The sequence below is a fragment of the Methylobacillus sp. DLP286 genome, from assembly GCF_056636515.1.
The window spans coordinates 2,089,381-2,107,899 of record NZ_CM153145.1 but is presented as its reverse complement, the minus strand read 5'-3'; the positions used below and the strand labels follow the sequence as shown (position 1 = coordinate 2,107,899).

The 18,519-nt window shown below is 61.6% G+C and carries 19 protein-coding genes; 8 read left to right on the top strand and 11 right to left on the bottom strand.

Going from position 1 to position 18,519, the window contains the following annotated elements; all coding sequences use genetic code 11:
• Positions 1–12: 12 nt before the first annotated feature.
• The 7 genes from ACWXTG_RS10050 to ACWXTG_RS10020 all read right to left on the bottom strand — a co-directional run bounded on the left by ACWXTG_RS10050 (position 13) and on the right by ACWXTG_RS10020 (position 6,280).
• Positions 13–210: a DUF3008 family protein gene (locus tag ACWXTG_RS10050; protein WP_407993361.1), complete on the bottom strand. Its 198-nt coding sequence runs from the start codon at positions 208–210 to the stop codon at positions 13–15.
• Between the two features lie 90 nt (positions 211–300).
• The gene (locus ACWXTG_RS10045) at positions 301–1,206 is read right to left on the bottom strand and encodes an efflux RND transporter periplasmic adaptor subunit (protein ID WP_480219798.1); all 906 of its coding nucleotides are present in this window, start codon (positions 1,204–1,206) and stop codon (positions 301–303) included.
• Positions 1,207–1,219: 13 nt separating this feature from the next.
• The gene (locus ACWXTG_RS10040; protein WP_407993359.1) at positions 1,220–1,417 is read right to left on the bottom strand and encodes a DUF1656 domain-containing protein; all 198 of its coding nucleotides are present in this window, start codon (positions 1,415–1,417) and stop codon (positions 1,220–1,222) included.
• Positions 1,410–3,593: an FUSC family protein gene (locus ACWXTG_RS10035; protein WP_480219797.1), complete on the bottom strand. Its 2,184-nt coding sequence runs from the start codon at positions 3,591–3,593 to the stop codon at positions 1,410–1,412. The genes ACWXTG_RS10040 and ACWXTG_RS10035 overlap by 8 nt, the downstream gene beginning before the upstream one ends.
• A complete protein-coding gene (locus ACWXTG_RS10030) occupies positions 3,593–5,029 on the bottom strand; it encodes an efflux transporter outer membrane subunit (RefSeq protein WP_480219796.1) in 1,437 nt (478 codons plus the stop codon). Before ACWXTG_RS10030 ends, ACWXTG_RS10035 begins: the two co-directional genes overlap by 1 nt.
• Positions 5,030–5,080: 51 nt before the next feature.
• On the bottom strand, positions 5,081–5,584 hold the full coding sequence (locus ACWXTG_RS10025) for a MarR family winged helix-turn-helix transcriptional regulator (protein WP_480219795.1): 504 nt from the start codon (positions 5,582–5,584) through the stop codon (positions 5,081–5,083).
• A 96-nt stretch (positions 5,585–5,680) separates the two neighbouring features.
• Complete coding sequence (locus tag ACWXTG_RS10020; RefSeq protein ID WP_480219794.1) at positions 5,681–6,280, bottom strand: TetR/AcrR family transcriptional regulator; 600 nt, start codon at positions 6,278–6,280, stop codon at positions 5,681–5,683.
• 102 nt (positions 6,281–6,382) lie between these two features.
• On the opposite strand from ACWXTG_RS10020, the gene ACWXTG_RS10015 reads away from it, so the two are divergent.
• From ACWXTG_RS10015 to ACWXTG_RS10000, 4 genes are all read left to right on the top strand, one after another.
• Entirely contained in the window at positions 6,383–7,174 is a 792-nt protein-coding gene (locus ACWXTG_RS10015; RefSeq protein WP_480219793.1) for a quinoprotein dehydrogenase-associated SoxYZ-like carrier, read from the top strand.
• A 114-nt stretch (positions 7,175–7,288) separates the two neighbouring features.
• Entirely contained in the window at positions 7,289–7,564 is a 276-nt protein-coding gene (locus ACWXTG_RS10010) for a DUF4242 domain-containing protein (protein ID WP_407993354.1), read from the top strand.
• Positions 7,564–7,914 (top strand): c-type cytochrome, encoded by a 351-nt coding sequence (locus tag ACWXTG_RS10005; RefSeq protein WP_480219792.1) that lies wholly within the window; start codon positions 7,564–7,566, stop codon positions 7,912–7,914. The genes ACWXTG_RS10010 and ACWXTG_RS10005 overlap by 1 nt, the downstream gene beginning before the upstream one ends.
• Positions 7,911–9,170, top strand: a complete 1,260-nt coding sequence (locus tag ACWXTG_RS10000; protein WP_480219791.1) for an FCSD flavin-binding domain-containing protein — start codon at positions 7,911–7,913, stop codon at positions 9,168–9,170. Before ACWXTG_RS10005 ends, ACWXTG_RS10000 begins: the two co-directional genes overlap by 4 nt.
• A gap of 36 nt (positions 9,171–9,206) precedes the next feature.
• Here the strand turns inward: ACWXTG_RS10000 and ACWXTG_RS09995 are convergent, their stop codons facing one another.
• From ACWXTG_RS09995 to ACWXTG_RS09985, 3 genes are all read right to left on the bottom strand, one after another.
• Positions 9,207–10,139: a GGDEF domain-containing protein gene (locus ACWXTG_RS09995; protein ID WP_480219790.1), complete on the bottom strand. Its 933-nt coding sequence runs from the start codon at positions 10,137–10,139 to the stop codon at positions 9,207–9,209.
• A 170-nt stretch (positions 10,140–10,309) separates the two neighbouring features.
• Complete coding sequence (locus tag ACWXTG_RS09990) at positions 10,310–11,224, bottom strand: DMT family transporter (protein ID WP_480219789.1); 915 nt, start codon at positions 11,222–11,224, stop codon at positions 10,310–10,312.
• An 85-nt stretch (positions 11,225–11,309) separates the two neighbouring features.
• Positions 11,310–12,206, bottom strand: coding sequence for a LysR family transcriptional regulator (locus ACWXTG_RS09985; RefSeq protein WP_480219788.1), 897 nt, complete (start codon positions 12,204–12,206; stop codon positions 11,310–11,312).
• A 118-nt stretch (positions 12,207–12,324) separates the two neighbouring features.
• Here ACWXTG_RS09985 and ACWXTG_RS09980 point away from each other — a divergent pair, with 118 nt between their 5' ends.
• The 3 genes from ACWXTG_RS09980 to ACWXTG_RS09970 all read left to right on the top strand — a co-directional run bounded on the left by ACWXTG_RS09980 (position 12,325) and on the right by ACWXTG_RS09970 (position 15,030).
• Positions 12,325–13,191, top strand: coding sequence for a pirin family protein (locus ACWXTG_RS09980; protein ID WP_480219787.1), 867 nt, complete (start codon positions 12,325–12,327; stop codon positions 13,189–13,191).
• Between the two features lie 42 nt (positions 13,192–13,233).
• Entirely contained in the window at positions 13,234–13,857 is a 624-nt protein-coding gene (gene ycaC, locus ACWXTG_RS09975; RefSeq protein WP_480219786.1) for an isochorismate family cysteine hydrolase YcaC, read from the top strand.
• 174 nt (positions 13,858–14,031) lie between these two features.
• The gene (locus ACWXTG_RS09970; RefSeq protein WP_480219785.1) at positions 14,032–15,030 is read left to right on the top strand and encodes a catalase family peroxidase; all 999 of its coding nucleotides are present in this window, start codon (positions 14,032–14,034) and stop codon (positions 15,028–15,030) included.
• 104 nt (positions 15,031–15,134) lie between these two features.
• Here the strand turns inward: ACWXTG_RS09970 and metE are convergent, their stop codons facing one another.
• Positions 15,135–17,420, bottom strand: coding sequence for a 5-methyltetrahydropteroyltriglutamate--homocysteine S-methyltransferase (metE, locus tag ACWXTG_RS09965; protein ID WP_480219784.1), 2,286 nt, complete (start codon positions 17,418–17,420; stop codon positions 15,135–15,137).
• Positions 17,421–17,525: 105 nt separating this feature from the next.
• Between metE and ACWXTG_RS09960 the strand changes: the two genes are divergently transcribed.
• On the top strand, positions 17,526–18,416 hold the full coding sequence (locus ACWXTG_RS09960) for a LysR substrate-binding domain-containing protein (RefSeq protein WP_480219783.1): 891 nt from the start codon (positions 17,526–17,528) through the stop codon (positions 18,414–18,416).
• Positions 18,417–18,519: the final 103 nt, after the last annotated feature.

Sequence of the window (18,519 nt, the reverse complement as noted above, 5' to 3'; positions counted from 1 at the left end):
TCAATAAATAGCTTAATGGTGCTTGTTCTTGTCCACCTTGTACGGCTTGTCCTTACGCTTGGTGGAAGCGAGCTTTTCCAACTCCTTCTCGCTCATGCTGTTGACCATGCTGCGCGAGGCACCCTTCAGGTCTTTCTTGCTGGCCTCACCGCGCTTTGCCGAAAGCGCTGCGCCTGCGGCCATTTGCTGAGCCTTGGATTTTGCGGGCATGATGCTCTCCTTTGAACTAAGGTCGAACCAGTCTGCGTGATATCAGGACATGTTGCAGTCAGCCGATGCCGGGTTTAGTTGTCGGAGAAATCAAGCAGGCGGTCCTGCGCTTGTTTTCGTGGCTTGGGCGGCCGGATGCACGATCACCGAGCAGGTCATGCCGGCGACCAGCACGGCGTTTTCAGGGACGTCGTCGATATGGATACGTACCGGCACGCGTTGCGCGAGGCGCACCCAGTTGAAGCTCGGGTTGACATTGGCAAGCAGCCTCACGTCGGTCGGGTTGTCGCGGTCGGTGATGCCGCGGGCGATGCTTTCGACATGACCGTGCAGGACGAAATCGGTGCCCAGCATGCGGATTTCCGCCGGGTCGTTCACATGGATGAGGGCGAGCTTGTGCTCCTCGAAGTAGCCGTAGACCCAGTAGGATTTCTGGTCGATCAGCGCGAGCTTGGCCTCGCCCGCCTGCGCATAGTCTCCCGGCCGCACCAGCAGGTTGGATACCCAGCCGTCGACAGGCGCCCGCACCTCGGTGCGCTTGAGGTCGAGCTTCGCATGGCCGAGCTCGGCGTGGGCCTGGTCCAGGTCCGCCTTGGCTGCCAAGGTGATGAGGTCGGAATCCTCGCGGTCTTCGCGCGAGATCACCTGGTCGTCCAGCATGGCGCGCCGCGTCGATTGCCCGCGCTTGAGGGCGAGATTGATCTTGCGCTGTTCCAGCCTGGCTTCCGCTTCTTCCAGTGTGTGGTGGTAGCGCTCGGCGTCGATACGGAACAATAGATCGCCTTTTTTCACGAACTGGTTGTCGCGCACCACTACCTCGGTGACCAATCCCGATACGTCGCTGGCGATATTGACGACATCTGCGCGTACCCTGCCGTCGCGCGTCCATGGCGAGTCCATATAGCGAACCCAGAGCAAATGGCCCAGGACCACGGCCGCCAGTACGATGACCAATGTGAGCGAAATGCGCAGGATGTGCTTGTAAAGGTCTTTCATGTGCTTTCCATTGTCAGTAAATCAGGAGTCCGAGCGAGCAGAACAGGCAGACGAACAGGCCCAGGCGGAACAGCGCGCGGTACCAGATGAATTGGTAGCCGCCCAGCCACACCAAGGCTGTGTCCAGCAGCCAATACAGCAGCAATGCCACCAGGAAGGCCAACATCAACGTCGGCATCAGCGCGTCGAGAAAGGCGATTTCCCTAGGCATGTTGCGGTGCTCCTGACGCCGGCGTTTCATCAAGCGGGGCGATGGGCGTGAGCACCGAGTCCTTGTCCAGCAGTGCGCCGCGGATGAAATGCAGCATCGCGAGCAGCTGTGCATGGTTGGATACGGTCAGCGCGGTTCTGGATTGCACGCGTTCGATGCTGTTGGCGACCGAGGCGATGGCGGTATGGCGCAACGCAGTGCTGGGCTGCTCGAACAGCCTGGCCAATTGCAGCAGGCTGTGGTCTATCGAGCCGCGAATGGCAGAATCGTCCGTGCTGTTCAATTCTGTCCGCAGTGCGATGACGGCCTGGCTGATTTCCAGCGTGGAAAACAGCCAGTCGACCACTTCCTTGTCCTTGGCATCGGCAACGCGCCGTGCCGACCCCATGCGCAGGAGCAGCTCGCGCGCATGGGTCTCGAGCTTGACGCGCGCCGGCGGCGGCGTTTGCACGCAGGCGTCCTGGATCAGCTCTCGCAACGCCTGGGCGACGCGGGTGCGCGACCACAGGTTGTTGGTGAGGTCGATCAGGCTGTAAAACAGGCCGGCGAGCATGATGGCAAGCAGGTCGGCAATCGCTTCATTGATGAAATTGACCGGGTTGGCGGCAAATACGTTGTTGAAGCCGATATGCAGGAAAAACACGATGAATATGCCGGAGCCGATCACGGCGATGGCAGGCCTGGTGGTGAACCAGGCCGCAATCGCGATTGCGGGGCACAATGCCAGCGCCAGCATGGCGAAACCCTGTGCCTGCGTCAGCAGGTGGAAGTTGCACAGGTAAAGCAGCGCCGTGCCGATCAATGCGCCGATGATGAACTGGCGCACCGTCCTGCCCGGCGCAGGCGACGAGGCGAACAGCGTGCTCGCGATGGTGGCAATGGTAATGGCCTCTATGCCCGAACGCAGGTCGCAGGCGATCCAGAGGAAGGACATCACCGCGAACACCAGGCCGCCGCGTATTCCTGCCAGCAAGGCCGCCAGCGGGTCGAAATGCATCCCCAGCCCCGGGGACTGCCGGGTTTTCAATGTGCCTGCTTTCCCCGGCCTGTTCAGTCCGGCATAGGTATGCACGTAGGCATGCAGTTCCGAGAGGATGCGCAGGCCCAGCTCCGCACCGGTGGCGAAATCCAGTTTTTCATTCTCGCCGAGTGCGGCCGGCAGGGAGGACTGCACCTCGTTAAGGTGGATGGGCCAGCGCTGCAGCAATGCGTCGATAGTGAGCGCTACCTGTCTTGCCTCATGTTCATCGCGCGCTTCGTGCCCGCGGGTCAACACGGCGGACTGGATCGGGGCGAACAATGCCAGCAGGCCGTCCACTACCTGCGGGTGGCCGCTTGCATGCAGGCGCCGCATCAATTGCTCGAACGAGTGCAGGCTGGTGGTGACCGTCATGAACTCGGAGTTCAGCAAGTTGAGCTGCTCGCGGTAGGCGCGCGAGTGGCTGCTCTCCATGGACGAGGAGGCATGGAATATTTCCAGCTCGAATACGTCGCCCACCATGCGCAGGGTTTCCGCCTGGGCGGCGGGGCCGGCGAGTTTCTTGCGGTCCAGGCTGGCAAGCAGACGGGAAAAGTCGCGAAAGCGCTTGCGCACGGCATTGCGCAGCAGTTCGCTGATGCCCTGGGGAAACACGAGCGCGCTCACCAGGCTGGCAGAGGCGAGCCCGACCATGATCTCGGAAAGCCGCGTCATGGCGATGTCGAAGGTCTGCCCCGGGTTGAGCGTGGCCGGCAGGCCGACGATGCAGATGGTATAGCCCGCCAGCACGAAGGCATAGGATTGATGGTGGCGGAAGACGATGGAGCCCGCGGTGCAAAAGCTGATCCACAATGCCAGGTAGATGAGGAAAGGCACGCGTTCCTGGGCGAACAGCGCGACCAGCAGCACCGAAGTGGCAATCCCGACCAGGGTGCCGATGAGCCGGTAATAGCTTTTGGCCAGTACCATGCTGGTCCTGGTCTGCATGACGATGGCGACGGTAAGCAGCGCGGTGCGGGGCTGTTCCAGCTCGAACCTGAGCGAGACCCACATGGCGAGCATGCATGCCAGCAGTACCTTGCCAATGTAGATCAGCGTCTGCGCGTCCTCGCGCGTCCAGTCGCGCAGCACGCCGAGCAAGGCGTAGCGCCAGCGCGAGTGGCGCATGACGGCCGGGCCGGTGCTGTTGCGGCTCATCAATGCGCCCCGGCAGACGGCTGGCCGGCTCCGCCGCCCAACGCCTTCATCAGTCCGGCATAAGTGCTGAGCCTGGAGGCTTCCAGGTCGACCAGGGCTGTACGCTGGCTGAGCACCTGGTTTTCGGCGTCCAGCACCTTGAGGTAGTTGGCCAGCCCGGCATGGTTGCGGGTCTGGGCGAGTTTCCTGGTTTTCTCGGCAAGGCGCAGCCCCTCGAGCAATTCCGCCTGCTGGATCGCGTTGGAGTGCAGCGTGACCAGCTGCGCGCTGATTTCCTGCATGGACTGCAGCACGATGGCGTTGTATTGCTCGACAGCCAGGTCGTATTCCGCAGCCGTCGCTGCGAGATTGCCGCGGCGTTGCCCGCCGTCGAACAACGGCAGCGAAACCGCCGGGCCGACGCCTGCCACCAGGCCGCTTTCGCTGAGGATCTTGCCGAAGCCCATGGCCTGCAGGCCAACAAAGCTCAACAGGTTGATGTTGGGGTAGAAAGCCGCCTTGGCGCTGGCGATATTGTGGCTGGCGGCTTCGATCCGCCATCTTGCCGCGACGATATCGGGCCGGCGGCCCACCAGGTTGGCAGGAAGGGCATCGGGAAGGCCGATGTCGGCGTCCAGGGATAGCCTGGGCGCTTGCAGGTGCTCGGTAAAGCCCGGCCCCTCGCCAGCAAGCGCTGCAAGCTGCTGCCTGGTCAAGGTGATGCGCTCGTCGCTCACTTCCAGTTGCGCCCGCAATCCCGGGACTGCGGATTCCGCCTCGCTGACCTCGATTTCAGTTCCTAGGCCTGCGGCAAGCGCGCGCTTGCGGATATCCAGTTGCTGCTGGGCGATATCCAGCCTCTGCTGGATGATGTTATGCAGCGCATGCTCCCGCGAGAGCGCGATGTAATGCATCACCAGGGCGGTGGTTAGGCTTAGCCGGACTTGCTGGGCCTCCGCAGCGGTCGCCTGGATGCGGTCGAGCGCGCCTTTCCATTGCTGTTCGCGCTGTCCCCAGAGGTCTAGGTCGTAGCCGAGGTTGAGCGTGGCCTTGTTGTTCCACTCCGTATGGCCTCCCCACGGCGGCGGGATGAATTGCAGGTTGGTAAAGCGTTCGCGTACGAAGTTGCCGTTGATGCCGGCTTGCGGAGCGAGCAGTGCGCCGGCGGCCTGCGCCTGTGCTTCCGCCAGGGCAGTGCGGCTGCGTGCCGCCCGGATATCGGGATGTTGTTGCAGGCTGTGGCTGACTAACGCATCGAGTTGCGCATCCTGGAAGACCTGCCACCATTCCTCCCTGGGCCATGGCAGGTCGTGCCGGGCCTGGGCGATGTCATGGCCTGCATCCAGCAGGGCGGGGTCTTTAGGCTGCGACGTGGTGGAAATGCCGGACATGCTCATGCATCCAGGCAACACCGCGATCACAGCGGTGCTGAAAGCCTTGAGGATGTTGCGATGCATGTTGGACTCCCGCCCAGGATAACGATGTAGAAACGGTTTGGTGCGCTTTTGTTACTTGATGATGTCGGCGTTGGCGCCCAGGGTCTGCATATGGCGCACCACATCCTGGCGATGCTGCAGGGACAAGGTGGACATCAGGGCCGCGACGTTGGTGTAGTACACCGGCATGACCTCGTCGAGCTTTTTGCGCCCGGCCGCCGTGAGCTTGATCTTGAGCTTGCGCCTGTCCTTGCGGTCGGTGAGGCGGCTTACCAGCCCTTCGCTTTCCAGCCCGTCGATGAAGCCGGTCATCGTGGCCTTGGTGACGCCGGCCTTCTCGGCCAGCTCCGAAGGGGATGATCTGAGGTTGTCCTCGCGCAGCAGCAGCACCAGCACCCACCAGCGTCCTTGCAGCAGGCCGTGTTGCGCCAGCATCTTGTCCAGTGCGTCCGAGAGGTCGGACGCGGCGCGCAGGATATTGACGAATTCCCAGATCGCGACGATGTCGGCTTCCGGGTAATAGCCTGCAAATTTTTTCAGCGACTCTGAGGTCGGCAATTCTTTAATCAGTAGCATCGTACGGATTATGATAGTTAGGTGCCTTAACGAGTGTCAATAGCCCGCATGGGTATTTCCATAAAAATTTTATGGGTTTTATGCATGCAGGCTTGGCTACCGCTTGGCAACCTCGAGCAATTGCCGCTTGTAGAGTGAGAGCGTGCGGGCGATCACTTGCGTGTCGTTCATGGCCTTGGCAAGCAGCAAGGCGCCCTCGAGGGCGGCGATATACAGCTCTGCCCAGGCGTCTGCATCAAAGGCGTCAAGATGCTGTTCGGCCTTGATCTGCTCGAACATGCCGGTCAGCTGGTTGCGCCAGTCCTGGAAATATCGCCGTGAGACCTGGAACAGGCGCGGGTTGGTCTCGGCAAGCCCCATGGTGAAGATAGCGAGCATGCAACCCTGGCTGAGCTGCGGGTCCTGATAGGAAATAATGGCATCGTCCAGGTAGGCCACCAGCTGCTCCAGCCTGGAGGCGTGCGTCGATTGCATGACGTGCTGCTGCCGTTCCAGCGCATCTTGCCAGAACTGCTGCAATACCGCTTCGCCCAGCACTTCCTTGTTGGAGAAGTGATGGAAGAACCCGCCCTTGGTAATGTCGGCCTGTGCGCAGATCATGTCGATCGACATTGCGGAAAAGCCGCGCGAGAGGATCAGGTCCCTCGCAACATGCAGGATGCGGTCACGCGTGGATGCAGTGGTCTGGCTGGGCATATGAATGTTCCGTCGAAGTCCTTTATGATGCTATTGACAAATCTGTATACTGGCATAACATACCATCTGGTTGGTATTCTATACGATGAAATGGATAAAGCAATGATGACACGTTTGCTTTCACGAGCACTGCTCGCAATGGGGTTGGCATTATCAATGGCCGCCACGGCGGAAGTCACGGACCAGAAGTGGCAGAGCATGCAGCGCGACTTCTTCCCGGGCAAGACCTTGCAGCAAAGCGATGTAATCAAGATCACCGCGCCCAGGCGTGCGGAAAGCGGCGCCCAGGTGCCGTTTGCGTTTTCCGTCGACCAACCGGGAGAAGGCCAGTACGTGAAGTCGGTCTCGGTGATCGTGGATGCCAACCCAGTACCGCTTGCCGCCGTGTTCCATTTCAACCCGCATAGCGGCAAGGCCGAGGTCGCGACCCGCATCCGCCTGGAGACGGATTCGCTGGTGCACGTGGTGGCCGAGACCAGCGATGGCAAATGGTATGTCAATGCAGCGCCAGTGAGGGCGAGCGGCGGGTGCGGAGGCACGCTCGACAGCGATGAGAAGGAGGCCCGCCAGAGCGCAGGCAAGATGCGCCTCGCCCTGGATAACGAGGCTGCGGAGGGCGACCTGCGGTATGCCAAGCTGCAGATCAAGCACCCGATGTTCACGGGCCTGCAGCGCGACCTGGTGTCGCAGGGTTTCCGCCCCGCGTTCTATATCAGCAAGATCGACGTACGCTACAACGGCGAGCCGGTGCTGCAAGCGGATACTTACATCGGCATCAGCGAAGATCCCAATATCCGCCTGCCCTTCATCGCCAAGCACGATGGCACGCTTACGGTCACCATCCAGGATAATGAGGACAACGAGTTCACCCAAAGTCTGGCCGTCAAGCTTTGAAGCGGCGCACAATGTGCGTGCGCCGCAATGCCCAGCCGAAACCATTTCAATGAATTTGCCAGCCGGGTTCTTGTTAGCAGGCTTGATCGATCAAGCCATTATCGAGGAAGAGCAATGCCGAAATTTATCATCGAACGGGAAATTCCAGGCGCTGGCAGCCTGGGCGCCGAGGAATTGCAAGGCGTTTCTGCGAAGTCATGCAGCGTGCTGAAGGCCTTGGGGCCGCAAATCCAGTGGGTGGAGAGCTACGTCACCGACGACAAGATTTATTGCGTCTATATCGCGCCATCTGAAGAGCTGATCCGCCAGCACGCGAGCGAAGGCGGATTCCCTGCCAACCGCATTTCACAAATCAGGCGCATGATCGACCCGACGACAGCAGATTCCTGATGCGGCTTTTCCTGATCGGCCTGCTGGGTATGGGCTATCTCATACCAGGGGCGGCATCGGCCGGTCCGGCCAACAGCCATATTCGCACGCTGGCGGCTTCCTGCGCGGCGTGCCATGGATATGAGGGCAAGAGCCGCGGCGAGATTCCCAGCCTGGCCGGCATGTCTGCCGAACATTTCCTCGACAAGATGCGGCAATACCGCGATATGCAAGATGACGGCAGCGTGATGAACCAGCATGCCAAGGGCATGGAGTGGGAAGAGATTGCAGGCCTGGCCGGCTATTTCGCCTGCACCGCTCCCGAGGCGGCGGCCTGCCGTGAATACCGGCAACAGGCGGGTACGCAATGAAGCGCCGCAGCTTCAACAAGCTGGCATTGGCTGGCCTGCTGCTCCCTGCTTCATTGCGCAGTTTTGCCTCGTCGGCAGGCGCGCCGCGCGTGATAGTGGTGGGCGCCGGGTTTGCCGGCGCGACGGTGGCGAAGTATCTGCGCGTATGGAGCCAGGGCGGCATCGAAGTCATCCTGATCGAGCCGGGCAAGACCTTCGTCTCATGCCCCGCGAGCAACCTGGTGTTGGGCGGCAGCAGGCAGATGCAGGAAATTTCCCATTCTTACGACCAATTGGTGCAGCGCCACGGCGTCCAGATGCGGCAGGCCAGCGTTGCCGGCATTGATGCGCACAAGCGCAGCATTCGGCTGGACGACGGCAGCCATATCGCATATGACAGGCTGGTGCTCGCGCCGGGGATCAGCTTCGACTACAGCCACCTCAACGCCCTGGCAGGCACGGATTTGCAGCAACGCTTCCTGCATGCCTGGAAGGCGGGCCAGCAGACGGCAGCTCTAAGGCAGCAATTGCAGGCCATGCCCGACGGCGGCGTGTTCGCGATCACCGTGCCGGCGCTGCCCTACCGTTGCCCGCCCGGGCCTTACGAGCGGGCATGCCAGGCGGCTTATTACCTACAGCGGCACAAGCCGCGCTCCAAGGTACTGGTGTTGGACGCCAACCCGGCGATCACTTCCAAGCGCGCGCTGTTCGAGAAAGCCTGGTCCGAACTTTATCCGGGGTTAGTCGAGTACCACGCCTCAAGCGAATTGAAAGGCATAGACCCGGGCAAAGGCACGCTTGAAACCACTTTCGAGCGGGTCAAGTTCGACGTGCTGAACCTGATCCCGCCGCAGACCGCGGGCCGGCTGGCTTTGGACAACGGCTTCGGCAATGCGGACGGGCGCTGGTGCGACGTCGATTACGTCACCTACGAATCCCCGCAGGCGCGCCACGTGCACATCCTCGGCGACGCGCTGGATTCCGGCCTGCCGAAATCGGCGCATATCGCGACTTCGGAAGCCAAGGTGTGCGCAAGCGCGATCATCGCCTTGCTGGCCGGCGAGGAGCCCGATCCCGCGCCTGTGTTCGCCAATACCTGCTATAGCTATGTCAGCGCGGACGAGGCCATGCACGTGGCCAACGTCTACCGCTTCGACGGGAAAAGCCGCGAGATGAAGCCGGCGCCGGGGGGCGGCGTCTCGCAGGCCCGCTCTGCCTCCGAGGCGCGCGAGGCGCGTTCCTGGGCGGCCAATATCTGGCATGACGTCCTGGGCTAGATAGGACCTGGACAAGCCAAGCCGCCTACCACCCTGCTAGCCGTCGTTGACCACGCAGTCGCGGCCACGCAGCTTGGCCTGATATAGCCGCTGGTCGACCTGCCCGACGAACGCCATGGCTTGGTCCTGATGGGTGGGCACCATGGTGCCCACGCCCATGCTCAAGCTGAGTATCCGCCCGCCGGGCGAGTTCGCATGCGGGATCTGCTCCTCGAGGACGAGTTCGCGGCAGCGGTGTGCCACTACCTGAGCGGATTCGGCGTCGGTATTGGGCAGGATGAGGACAAACTCTTCCCCGCCGAAGCGCGCCAGGAAGTCCCTAGCGCGCACCGCGCCGCTCGCAAGCAGCCTTGCCACCCGCTTGAGACATTCGTCGCCTTGCAGGTGGCCGTAATGGTCGTTGTACTGCTTGAAGTAATCGATGTCGCACATGATGAGCGACAGCGGGCTGCCATGGCGCTGCGCCGTGGCCCACTCCACGCTCAGCACGGAGTCGAACATGCGGCGGTTGGCGACGCCGGTGAGTCCGTCCTTGAAGGACAGCTCCTCAAGCTCCTTTTGCAGCTTGAGCAGTTGCTCCTCGTTTTTCTTGCGCTCGCTGATATCGAACATGAAGCCGATCAACGACTCCACTTCGCCAGCGGCATCGCGCACCACATGCACCACGTCCCGTATCCAAATGTATTGCCCGTCCTTGGTCAGGGCGCGGTAATCCGCCTCGTGGTCGTTGCCGGAACGCGATTGCGCGACGCAGAAATCCACCACCCGGGCCTGGTCGTCGGGATGCATGCGGGCGGCCCAGTCCTGGGCGCTCACCCAACTATCCTGGCTCCAGCCGAGCAAAGCCTCGATCTGCGGGCCGATGTAGGCGAATGTCATGGTCTTCCAGTCGATCTTCCAGGGAATGGCCTTGGTGGATTCCAGCAGGGTCTTGTAAACGGCAGGGTCGTCGGTGTTGGGCGTACTCATGGTGGAGGCTCTCGGTGGTTCCTGACATGCGCAATCTGGCGTAGCTTACAAGCGAATTGCATGCCATGCCTGTATCGGCGGATTCTTTTGAAAATGAATGGGCTGGCGGAAATGCTGGGGCCGGCCCTTGCGGAAAATATGACTAATTCGTTGACAATCCGGCAGGAAGGCTAGGCCGTATTGCGTGTGGACAATGCCAGCCCGCCCAGGATGGCGGCAATGCCGACGGCATGGAACAGGTGCAGGCTCTCGCCCAGGAACAGCACGGACAACACGCTGCCGAACACTGGCATCAGGTGGATGAACAGGCCGGCGCGGGCCGCTCCTGCCCTGGCGACGCCAATGGTGTAGAGCGTGTAGGCGATCACGGAAGGAAAGATGCCGACATACGCGAGCGCCAGCCAGGTTTCATGTTTCCATGCCGGCGCCGGGCCGGTGTGGGATTCCCAGGCATATAACGGCAGCAGCAGAACGATGGCGATGAATATCTGCACGCCCATGAGGCCGATGCGGTTGATATGCGAGGGCAGCCCGCGTAGCCAGAGGGTATAGAGCGCCCAGCAGATCATCGCCGAGAAAATCACCAGGTCGCCGCCGGAAAAGTCCAGGGCCGCCAGCCGCGCCCACTCCCCGTGCAGGATGATGGTAAGCACCCCGGCAAACGACAGCGCGAGCCCGAGAATTTGCAAAAAATGCAGTTTCAGGCGGTAGAACAATGCGCCGAACAGCAGGATCAGGATAGGGATACAGGAATTGAGTAGGATGCCGTTGGTGGCGGTAGTGTGGTGCAAGCCGCTGTAGACCAGGGTGTTGAACGCCGCGACGCCCACCAGCGACACGGCCAGCAGGCGCCAGCGGTATTGCCGGTAGAGCCGCCAGTCACGCCGGATGGCCGGCAAGGCGAAAGGCAGTATGCAGGCGAAGGCGATGACCCAGCGCCCTAGCGAAAGCGTGAACGGGGGAATGTCCGCATGCACAGCGCGGCCGACGACAAAATTGCCGGCCCAGAACAGAGGCGGCAGCGACAGGACCAGGATGAGCAAGAGCGGCGAAAGCGGAGCTTGGCTGGTGGCAGGGGTTTGCATAAGGCATACAGTATAGTCGGTCAGTCTGTGTTGCGCGCTGTGATCGTGGGGCGGTAATGCTCAGGTTTCCCCGCCGGTTTATGGCTCAGGAATTGTCGTCGAACCATGGCCTCAACTCGGACTGGGCGATGTCGATGAACGCGCGCAGCTTGGGCGGCATGAAACGCTGGCGCGGATACACCAGGTGGATCGGGTCGCTTTGCGCCTTCCATTCCGGCAGTACGCGCTCGAGTTCGCCGATGATCATGCCGGGCCTGCATACATAGGTGGGCAGCAATGCAACGCCCTGCCCGTTCAACGCCATGTTGCGCACGATGCCGATGCTGTTGGCCATAGTGCTGCCCTTGAGCGGCACGGTGACGCTGCTGTCGCTGCGCCTGAACGTCCAGGCGTCGCGGCCCATGGGGCTGAACTGCAGGCAGTGATGCCGGTTCAGGTCTTGCGGGTGCTGCAATGCCGGGGCATGCTCAAGATAATGCCGGTGGGCGAAAGCCGCCCAGCACACGCTGCCCAGGGGCTTGGCGATCAGGCTGGAATCCCGCAGTTCCCCGGTGCGGATGGCGGCATCGATGCCTTCCGCGACCAGGTCGACGTAGCGTTCCGTCAATACCAGCTCCATTTCCAGCGCGGGATATTGCGATTGCACCTGTTTCACCAAGCCCGCCAGCAGGGTGTCGCCCAGATCGGCGGGAGCCGAGACCTTGAGCTTGCCCTGTGGCGCCTGCCTGGCGGCATCGAGCGCGGCTTCGGCTGCCAGCATATGCCCTAGCCCCAGCGCGGCGTGCTCGAAATAAGCGTGGCCGGCCTCGGTCAGGTTCAGGCGGCGGGTGGTGCGCTGTAGCAGCGTGACGCCCAGCCGCTGTTCCAGCCTGGCGACCCTCGTGCTGACGGTGGAAGTGGGCAATTGCAGTTGCCTGGCCGCTGCGCTGAAGCTGCCGGCCTGCACTACCTTGATGAATACGGCGGCCTCGTTGAAATCCACGATTGTTCCATTAATTGAAAAGTAATTTTATATTTAACCATCTAGTGCCATAAAAGTCTTCTCCTTATAGTAGGCCCATCGACATCCACTTATCGACATTCGCTTCAGGAGAACCATCATGAAGAAACTGGCATTCATCAAGCGCAGCAACGGTCGCCATTGGGTAGGCGACGGCTTTCCCGTGCAGAACATTTTTTCCTACCGCGACATCCACGAGGAAATGTCGCCGTTCCTGCTCATGGATTACGCCGGTCCTGCGCAATTCGAACCTACCGAAAAGCGCCGCGGCGTCGGGCAGCATCCGCACCGCGGCTTCGAGACGGTCACCATCGTCTACGACGGCCAGGTCTCGCACCATGATTCCACCAATGCCGGCGGCACCATCGGCCCGGGCGACGTGCAGTGGATGACGGCAGGCTCCGGCATCGTTCACGAGGAATACCACGGCGACGACTATGCCAGGACCGGCGGCGAGTTCGAGATGATCCAGCTCTGGGTCAACCTGCCTGCCAAGGACAAGATGGCCAAGCCGGGCTATCAGGGCATCACAAGAGAGCAGATTCCCGAGGCGGCCTTGCCGGGGAATGCAGGCAAGGTGCGCGTGATTGCGGGCGAGTACCAAGGCAGTCCAGGCCCGGCGCGCACCTTCAGTCCCATGCAGGTGTGGGATGTCCGGCTGAGTGCCGGCAGCGAGGCACGGTTCGACCTGCCTGAGGGCCACACCACGGCGATCTTCGTCCTGCATGGCGCCATCGGCGTGGGCGACGTGCATACCATCCGCCCGGCAGAGCTGGCCGTGATGCAGCGAGAAGGCAGCGAGCTGGTATTGGAGGCCCGGCAGGATAGCGTGCTGCTGCTGTTGAGCGGCGAGCCGCTGAATGAGCCGGTGGTTGGCCATGGGCCTTTCGTCATGAATTCCTGGGAGGAAATCAACCAGGCGATTGATGATTACAACAATGGCCGTTTTGTCACTGTGGAAATTTGAGCGCCTTGAAACATCAACATCATTCATGAAAAGGAGAAAACCATGACCAAGCCCTATGTACGCCTGGACCGCGATAATGCCGCCGTGTTGCTAGTGGACCACCAGGCCGGATTATTGTCCCTGGTGCGGGACATCGAGCCAGACAAGTTCAAGAACAATGTGCTGGCGCTGGCTGATGCGGCGAAGTATTTCAATTTGCCCACCATCCTCACCACCAGTTTCGAGACCGGGCCCAACGGCCCGCTGGTGCCGGAGTTGAAGCAGCTGTTCCCGGACGCGCCGTATATTGCGCGCCCGGGGCAGATCAACGCCTGGGATAACGAGGATTTCGTCAAGGCGGTCAAGGCGACGGGAAGGAAGCAGTTGATCATCGCGGGCGTGGTGACGGAAGTGTGCGTGGCATTCCCTGCCCTGTCGGCACTGGAAGAAGGCTATGAAGTCTTCGTGATCACCGACGCATCCGGCACCTTCAACGCCATGACGCGCGATGCCGCCTGGGAGCGGATGGCGGCGGCCGGCGCGCAATTGACGACGTGGTTCGGCGCGGCCTGCGAGCTGCACCGCGACTGGCGCCGCGACATCGCAGGCCTGGGCGCCCTGTTTTCCAACCACATTCCCGATTACCGCAACCTGATTACCGCCTACGATACCTTGACATCCAAATAGGCAGAAACGGAACGGTTTCCCGGTTGCCGGACACGGCGCCGGGGATCAGGGCCGTAGCGGCTGCCACCGGCTCATGCTGGACAGTTTGCATAAGCGCTTGATTGATATTAGGCTAATCGAATTGGCCCAACCAATCTGCAGCCCAGCTTTTTTACGTAATCAGGAGCTTTTATCATGCAACCTGCCGTACTATCCATGCTGTTCATAACGCTGCTTTGCAATATGCTGCCGACCGTATTTGCCGAGACGCCCGCCAAGCCAGTGACGGAACAATTGGTGGACACCCTGACCGAGCTTGCCGGGGGGCCGCATCCCGGGTTTCGCTCCAACCATGCCAAAGGCATCGTCGTGGAAGGCCATTTCACCCCTGCGTCCAGTGCTGCAGAGGTGACCAAGGCCGAGATATTCACCGCGCCGCACCCGGTCGTGGTGCGTTACTCCAACGCCACCGGCGTGCCCAATAGCGCGGATAACGACGGCAGCGCCTTTCCCAAGGGAATCGCCATCCGCTTCCAGCTGGCGGACGAGGCCAGCGCGGACCTGGTATGCATCTCGGTGAACGGCTTCCCTGCGGCCACCCCGGAAGAGTTCCTGGGCTTGCTGCAGGCCGTCGCGGCTTCGCGCGATAGCCAGGCGCAGCCCAAGCCGATCGAGGCCTTTCTCGGCCAGCATCCCGCTGCGCTCAGGTTCGTGACGATGCCCAAGCCAGTGCCGGAAAGCTTCGCCACGCAGCCTTTCTTCGGCGTGAACGCGTTCAAGTTCACCAACGCCCAGGGCGAAACGCGCTACGGGCGCTACCGCATCGAGCCGGTCGGCGGCGCCAAATTCCTGAGTGCCGACGCTGCCAAGGCAGTGGATGCGGACTACCTGATGCACGAACTGCCCCGCCGCCTGCAACAGGCGGCGTACAGCTACCGCATCTCTGTGCAGCTGGCCGATCCCGGCGACGAGGTGAACGATGCCACGGCGGTTTGGCCGGACAGCCGCCGGGTCGTGGAGCTGGGCACGTTGACGATCGACCGTTTCCGCACCGATGGCGCGGCATTCGAGAAAACCGTGATGTTCAGCCCGCTCAACCTGGTGGACGGCATCGAGGCCAGCGACGACCCTATCCTGCATGCCCGCCCTGTGGCCTACAGCATCAGCTTCAACCGCCGCTTGCAGGCACATTGATTGACGATGTGAAAAACTGGACCGGGGTTCGTGAAATGAACCCGGTCCAGTTTTAGTTGCGTTCTTCTGCTGTCTCGTGAGCAGGCGCTAAGAGGCTACGGCCTTCAGGCGCGCAAGGTTTTCGCCGCCGCCACCATATTGGCGAGCGCGGGGATGACCTCGGTCCACTGGCGCGTCTTCAGGCCGCAGTCGGGGTTCACCCACAGGCGCTCGGCGGGAATGCGCTCGGCCGCCTTCTTCATCAGTTGCACGATATGCTCCTGCGTCGGGATGTTGGGCGAGTGGATGTCGTAGACGCCGGGCCCGATCTCGTTCGGATACTTGAAGTCGTCGAACGCATCCAGCAGCTCCATGTCCGAGCGCGAAGTCTCGATGGTGATGACGTCGGCATCCATGTCCGCGATCGAGGCAATGATGTCGTTGAACTCGGAATAGCACATATGGGTGTGGATCTGGGTGTCGTCCTCCACGCCGTTGGCCGTGATGCGGAACGATTCCACGGCCCAGCCGAGGTATTCCTTCCACTGCGATTTGCGCAATGGCAGGCCCTCGCGCAATGCGGCCTCGTCGATCTGGATCACGTGCACGCCGGCTTTTTCCAGGTCCAGCACTTCCGCGCGGATGGCCAGGGCCAGCTGGTAGCAACTGACGGAACGCGGCTGGTCGTCACGCACGAAGGACCAGTTGAGGATGGTCACCGGGCCGGTGAGCATGCCCTTCATCGGCTTGCTGGTCAGCGATTGCGCATACTTGATCCACTCCACGGTCATCGGCTGTGGGCGGCTGATGTCGCCGAACAGGATGGGCGGCTTGACGCAGCGGGAGCCGTAGGACTGCACCCAGCCGAACTGGCTGAACGCATAGCCTTCCAGTTGCTCGCCGAAATATTCCACCATGTCGTTGCGCTCGGCTTCGCCGTGCACCAGCACGTCCAGGCCAAGCTTCTCCTGCTCGCGCACGCTGCGCTCGATCTCTTTCTGCATCGCCGCTTTGTAGCCGGCCTCGTCCAGGCGTCCGGCCTTGAATTCGCTACGTGCATGGCGGATGTCGGCGGTTTGCGGGAAGGAGCCGATGGTGGTGGTCGGGTACAAAGGCAGCTTGAGAGATGCGGCCTGCCTGGCCGCACGCTGGGCATAAGGGCTCTTGCGCTGGCCGAGCCTGGCATCGAGCTCGCCGAGGGCGGCCTTGACGGCAGGGTTGTTCACCCGCTTCGAGTGGCGCCGCGCGTCGATTGCGGCCTGGTTGGCGTCTAGCGCCGCTTTCACCGAGGCTCGGCCGTTGCGCAGGGCTGCCGCCAGCAGCTTGAGCTCATCCAGTTTCTGCACCGCAAACGCCAGCCAGGATTTCACTTCCGCATCCAGGCGCTGTTCGCTGTCGAGGTCTACCGGCACGTGCAGCAGCGAGCACGACGGCGCAATCCACAGGCGGCCGCCCAGTTGCTGCGCCAATGGCTCGATCCAGTCCAGCACGGCATTGAGGTCGGTCTTCCAGATGTTGCGGCCGTTGATCACGCCCAGGGACAATACCTTTTCCGCGGAAAGCAGTTTCAGGAGCGGGGCGACATCGTCACGGCCGTTGATCGCGTCGACATGCACGCCGGCGACCGGCAGGCTTGCCACCAGTTCGCGGTTTTCCAGCAGTTGGCCGAAATAGGTCGCCAGCAGCAGCTTGACCTGGACGCTCTTGAAATAGCTGTAGGCGGTCTCGAAAGCGTCCTGCCAGGCGTCGTCAAGCTCGGTGACGAGGATGGGCTCGTCGATCTGCACCCATTCCACCCCTTCTGCCGCCAGCGTTTCCAGCAATTCCGCATATACGGGCAATAGGCGGCTCAACAGATTGAGCTTGCCGGAGTCGTCCTTGGCCTTGCCGATCGCCAGGTAGGTGACCGGGCCGATGATGACCGGCTTGGCCTTGACGCCTTGCGCCCTGGCCTCGGCCAGTTGTTCCAGCAGGCGGGAGGCGTCCAGCTTGAATTCGCTATCGGCGTTGAATTCCGGCACGATGTAATGGTAGTTGGTGTCGAACCACTTGGTCATCTCGCCCGCGGCCACCCCGCCGCAGCACGATGCATGTTCCTCTGCGGATTTCGCCGAGCGGCCGCGCGCGACGCGGAAGTAGTTGTCCAGCTGGTCGCCATGGAAATCCTTGACGCGCTCGGGCAGGTTGCCCAGCGTGAAGCTCATGTCCAGCACCTGGTCGTAGAAGGCGAAGTCGCCGACAGGCGCAAAATCCAGGCCGGACTGGAGGTCCCAGTGGCGCTTGCGCAGCGTGGCGCCCAGCGCTTTCAGCTCGTTGCGCGGGGATTCGCCCTTCCAGTACGATTCCAGCGCGAACTTCAATTCGCGCCTGGCGCCGATGCGCGGGAAGCCAAGGTTGTGGATGGTGGTCATGTCGGGTCTCCAGCTTTTGAATTTGAGATCACGGCATGTTAGAGTGATGAAACCATGAGGTAAAATGGTTTTATTTCACGAATTGATGAATTTTATTCATATATCATGCTGGACAGGATACATCTCACCATCATTCAAGAAGTAGAGCGGCAGGGCTCGCTGACCGCGGCGGCCAACGTGCTGTTCCTGACGCAATCCGCATTGAGCCACAGCATGAAAAAGCTGGAGCAGCAGCTCGGCACCGAGATATGGTTGCGCGAGGGGCGCAGCCTGCGCCTGACGCAGGCCGGGCAGTACCTGCTGGCCGTGGCCAACCGCGTGCTGCCGCAACTGAGCCTGGCGGAGGAACGCCTGCGCCAGTTCGCCCAGGGCGAGCGCGGCACCTTGCGCATCGGCATGGAGTGCCATCCCTGCTACCAATGGCTGCTCAAGGTGGTGTCGCCATACCTGGAGGCGTGGCCGGATGTCGACGTGGACGTGAAGCAGAAATTCCAATTCGGCGGCATCGGCGCATTGTTCGGCTACGAGATCGACATGCTGGTGACGCCCGATCCGCTCTACAAGCCCGGCCTGCACTTCCAGCCCGTGTTCGATTACGAGCAGGTATTGGTGGTGGGGCCGCGGCACGGGCTGCGCAAGGCCGGTTTTGTGCTGCCGGAGCAGCTGGCGGAGGAAACCTTGATCACCTACCCGGTGGAGATCGACAGGCTGGATATCTATACCCAGTTCATGCTGCCGGCGGGCATCAGCCCCAAGCGCCACAAGCCGATAGAGACCACCGACATCATGCTGCAGATGGTCGCGAGCGGACGCGGGGTGGCGGCGTTGCCGCGCTGGCTGGTCAATGAATACCAGGCCAAGTTCGACGTGACGCCGGTGCGCCTGGGCAGGGACGGCATCGCCAAGCAGATTTTCTTAGGCATCCGCGAGGCCGATACGCACATCGATTACGTCAAGGCCTTCGTCGAGCTGGCACAAGCAAGAGATAGACAGTAGACCATGCGCAATTTCAAGCGCAACCCTTTGCCATTGTCCAACCGGCACAACAAAGCGCTGCTGCATTCATAAACGGGCCTCATGCAGCGGCGAAGCCATGCTG

What these genes read in the sequence shown, in the direction of transcription:
- ACWXTG_RS10050 (WP_407993361.1), bottom strand. Translation starts at nt 210, where the DNA reads ATGCCCGCAAAATCCAAGGCTCAGCAAATGGCCGCAGGCGCAGCGCTT.
- ACWXTG_RS10045 (WP_480219798.1), bottom strand. Translation starts at nt 1,206, where the DNA reads ATGAAAGACCTTTACAAGCACATCCTGCGCATTTCGCTCACATTGGTC.
- ACWXTG_RS10040 (WP_407993359.1), bottom strand. Translation starts at nt 1,417, where the DNA reads ATGCCTAGGGAAATCGCCTTTCTCGACGCGCTGATGCCGACGTTGATG.
- ACWXTG_RS10035 (WP_480219797.1), bottom strand. Translation starts at nt 3,593, where the DNA reads ATGAGCCGCAACAGCACCGGCCCGGCCGTCATGCGCCACTCGCGCTGG.
- ACWXTG_RS10030 (WP_480219796.1), bottom strand. Translation starts at nt 5,029, where the DNA reads ATGCATCGCAACATCCTCAAGGCTTTCAGCACCGCTGTGATCGCGGTG.
- ACWXTG_RS10025 (WP_480219795.1), bottom strand. Translation starts at nt 5,584, where the DNA reads ATGCTACTGATTAAAGAATTGCCGACCTCAGAGTCGCTGAAAAAATTT.
- ACWXTG_RS10020 (WP_480219794.1), bottom strand. Translation starts at nt 6,280, where the DNA reads ATGCCCAGCCAGACCACTGCATCCACGCGTGACCGCATCCTGCATGTT.
- ACWXTG_RS10015 (WP_480219793.1), top strand. Translation starts at nt 6,383, where the DNA reads ATGATGACACGTTTGCTTTCACGAGCACTGCTCGCAATGGGGTTGGCA.
- ACWXTG_RS10010 (WP_407993354.1), top strand. Translation starts at nt 7,289, where the DNA reads ATGCCGAAATTTATCATCGAACGGGAAATTCCAGGCGCTGGCAGCCTG.
- ACWXTG_RS10005 (WP_480219792.1), top strand. Translation starts at nt 7,564, where the DNA reads ATGCGGCTTTTCCTGATCGGCCTGCTGGGTATGGGCTATCTCATACCA.
- ACWXTG_RS10000 (WP_480219791.1), top strand. Translation starts at nt 7,911, where the DNA reads ATGAAGCGCCGCAGCTTCAACAAGCTGGCATTGGCTGGCCTGCTGCTC.
- ACWXTG_RS09995 (WP_480219790.1), bottom strand. Translation starts at nt 10,139, where the DNA reads ATGAGTACGCCCAACACCGACGACCCTGCCGTTTACAAGACCCTGCTG.
- ACWXTG_RS09990 (WP_480219789.1), bottom strand. Translation starts at nt 11,224, where the DNA reads ATGCAAACCCCTGCCACCAGCCAAGCTCCGCTTTCGCCGCTCTTGCTC.
- ACWXTG_RS09980 (WP_480219787.1), top strand. Translation starts at nt 12,325, where the DNA reads ATGAAGAAACTGGCATTCATCAAGCGCAGCAACGGTCGCCATTGGGTA.
- ycaC (WP_480219786.1), top strand. Translation starts at nt 13,234, where the DNA reads ATGACCAAGCCCTATGTACGCCTGGACCGCGATAATGCCGCCGTGTTG.
- ACWXTG_RS09970 (WP_480219785.1), top strand. Translation starts at nt 14,032, where the DNA reads ATGCAACCTGCCGTACTATCCATGCTGTTCATAACGCTGCTTTGCAAT.
- metE (WP_480219784.1), bottom strand. Translation starts at nt 17,420, where the DNA reads ATGACCACCATCCACAACCTTGGCTTCCCGCGCATCGGCGCCAGGCGC.
- ACWXTG_RS09960 (WP_480219783.1), top strand. Translation starts at nt 17,526, where the DNA reads ATGCTGGACAGGATACATCTCACCATCATTCAAGAAGTAGAGCGGCAG.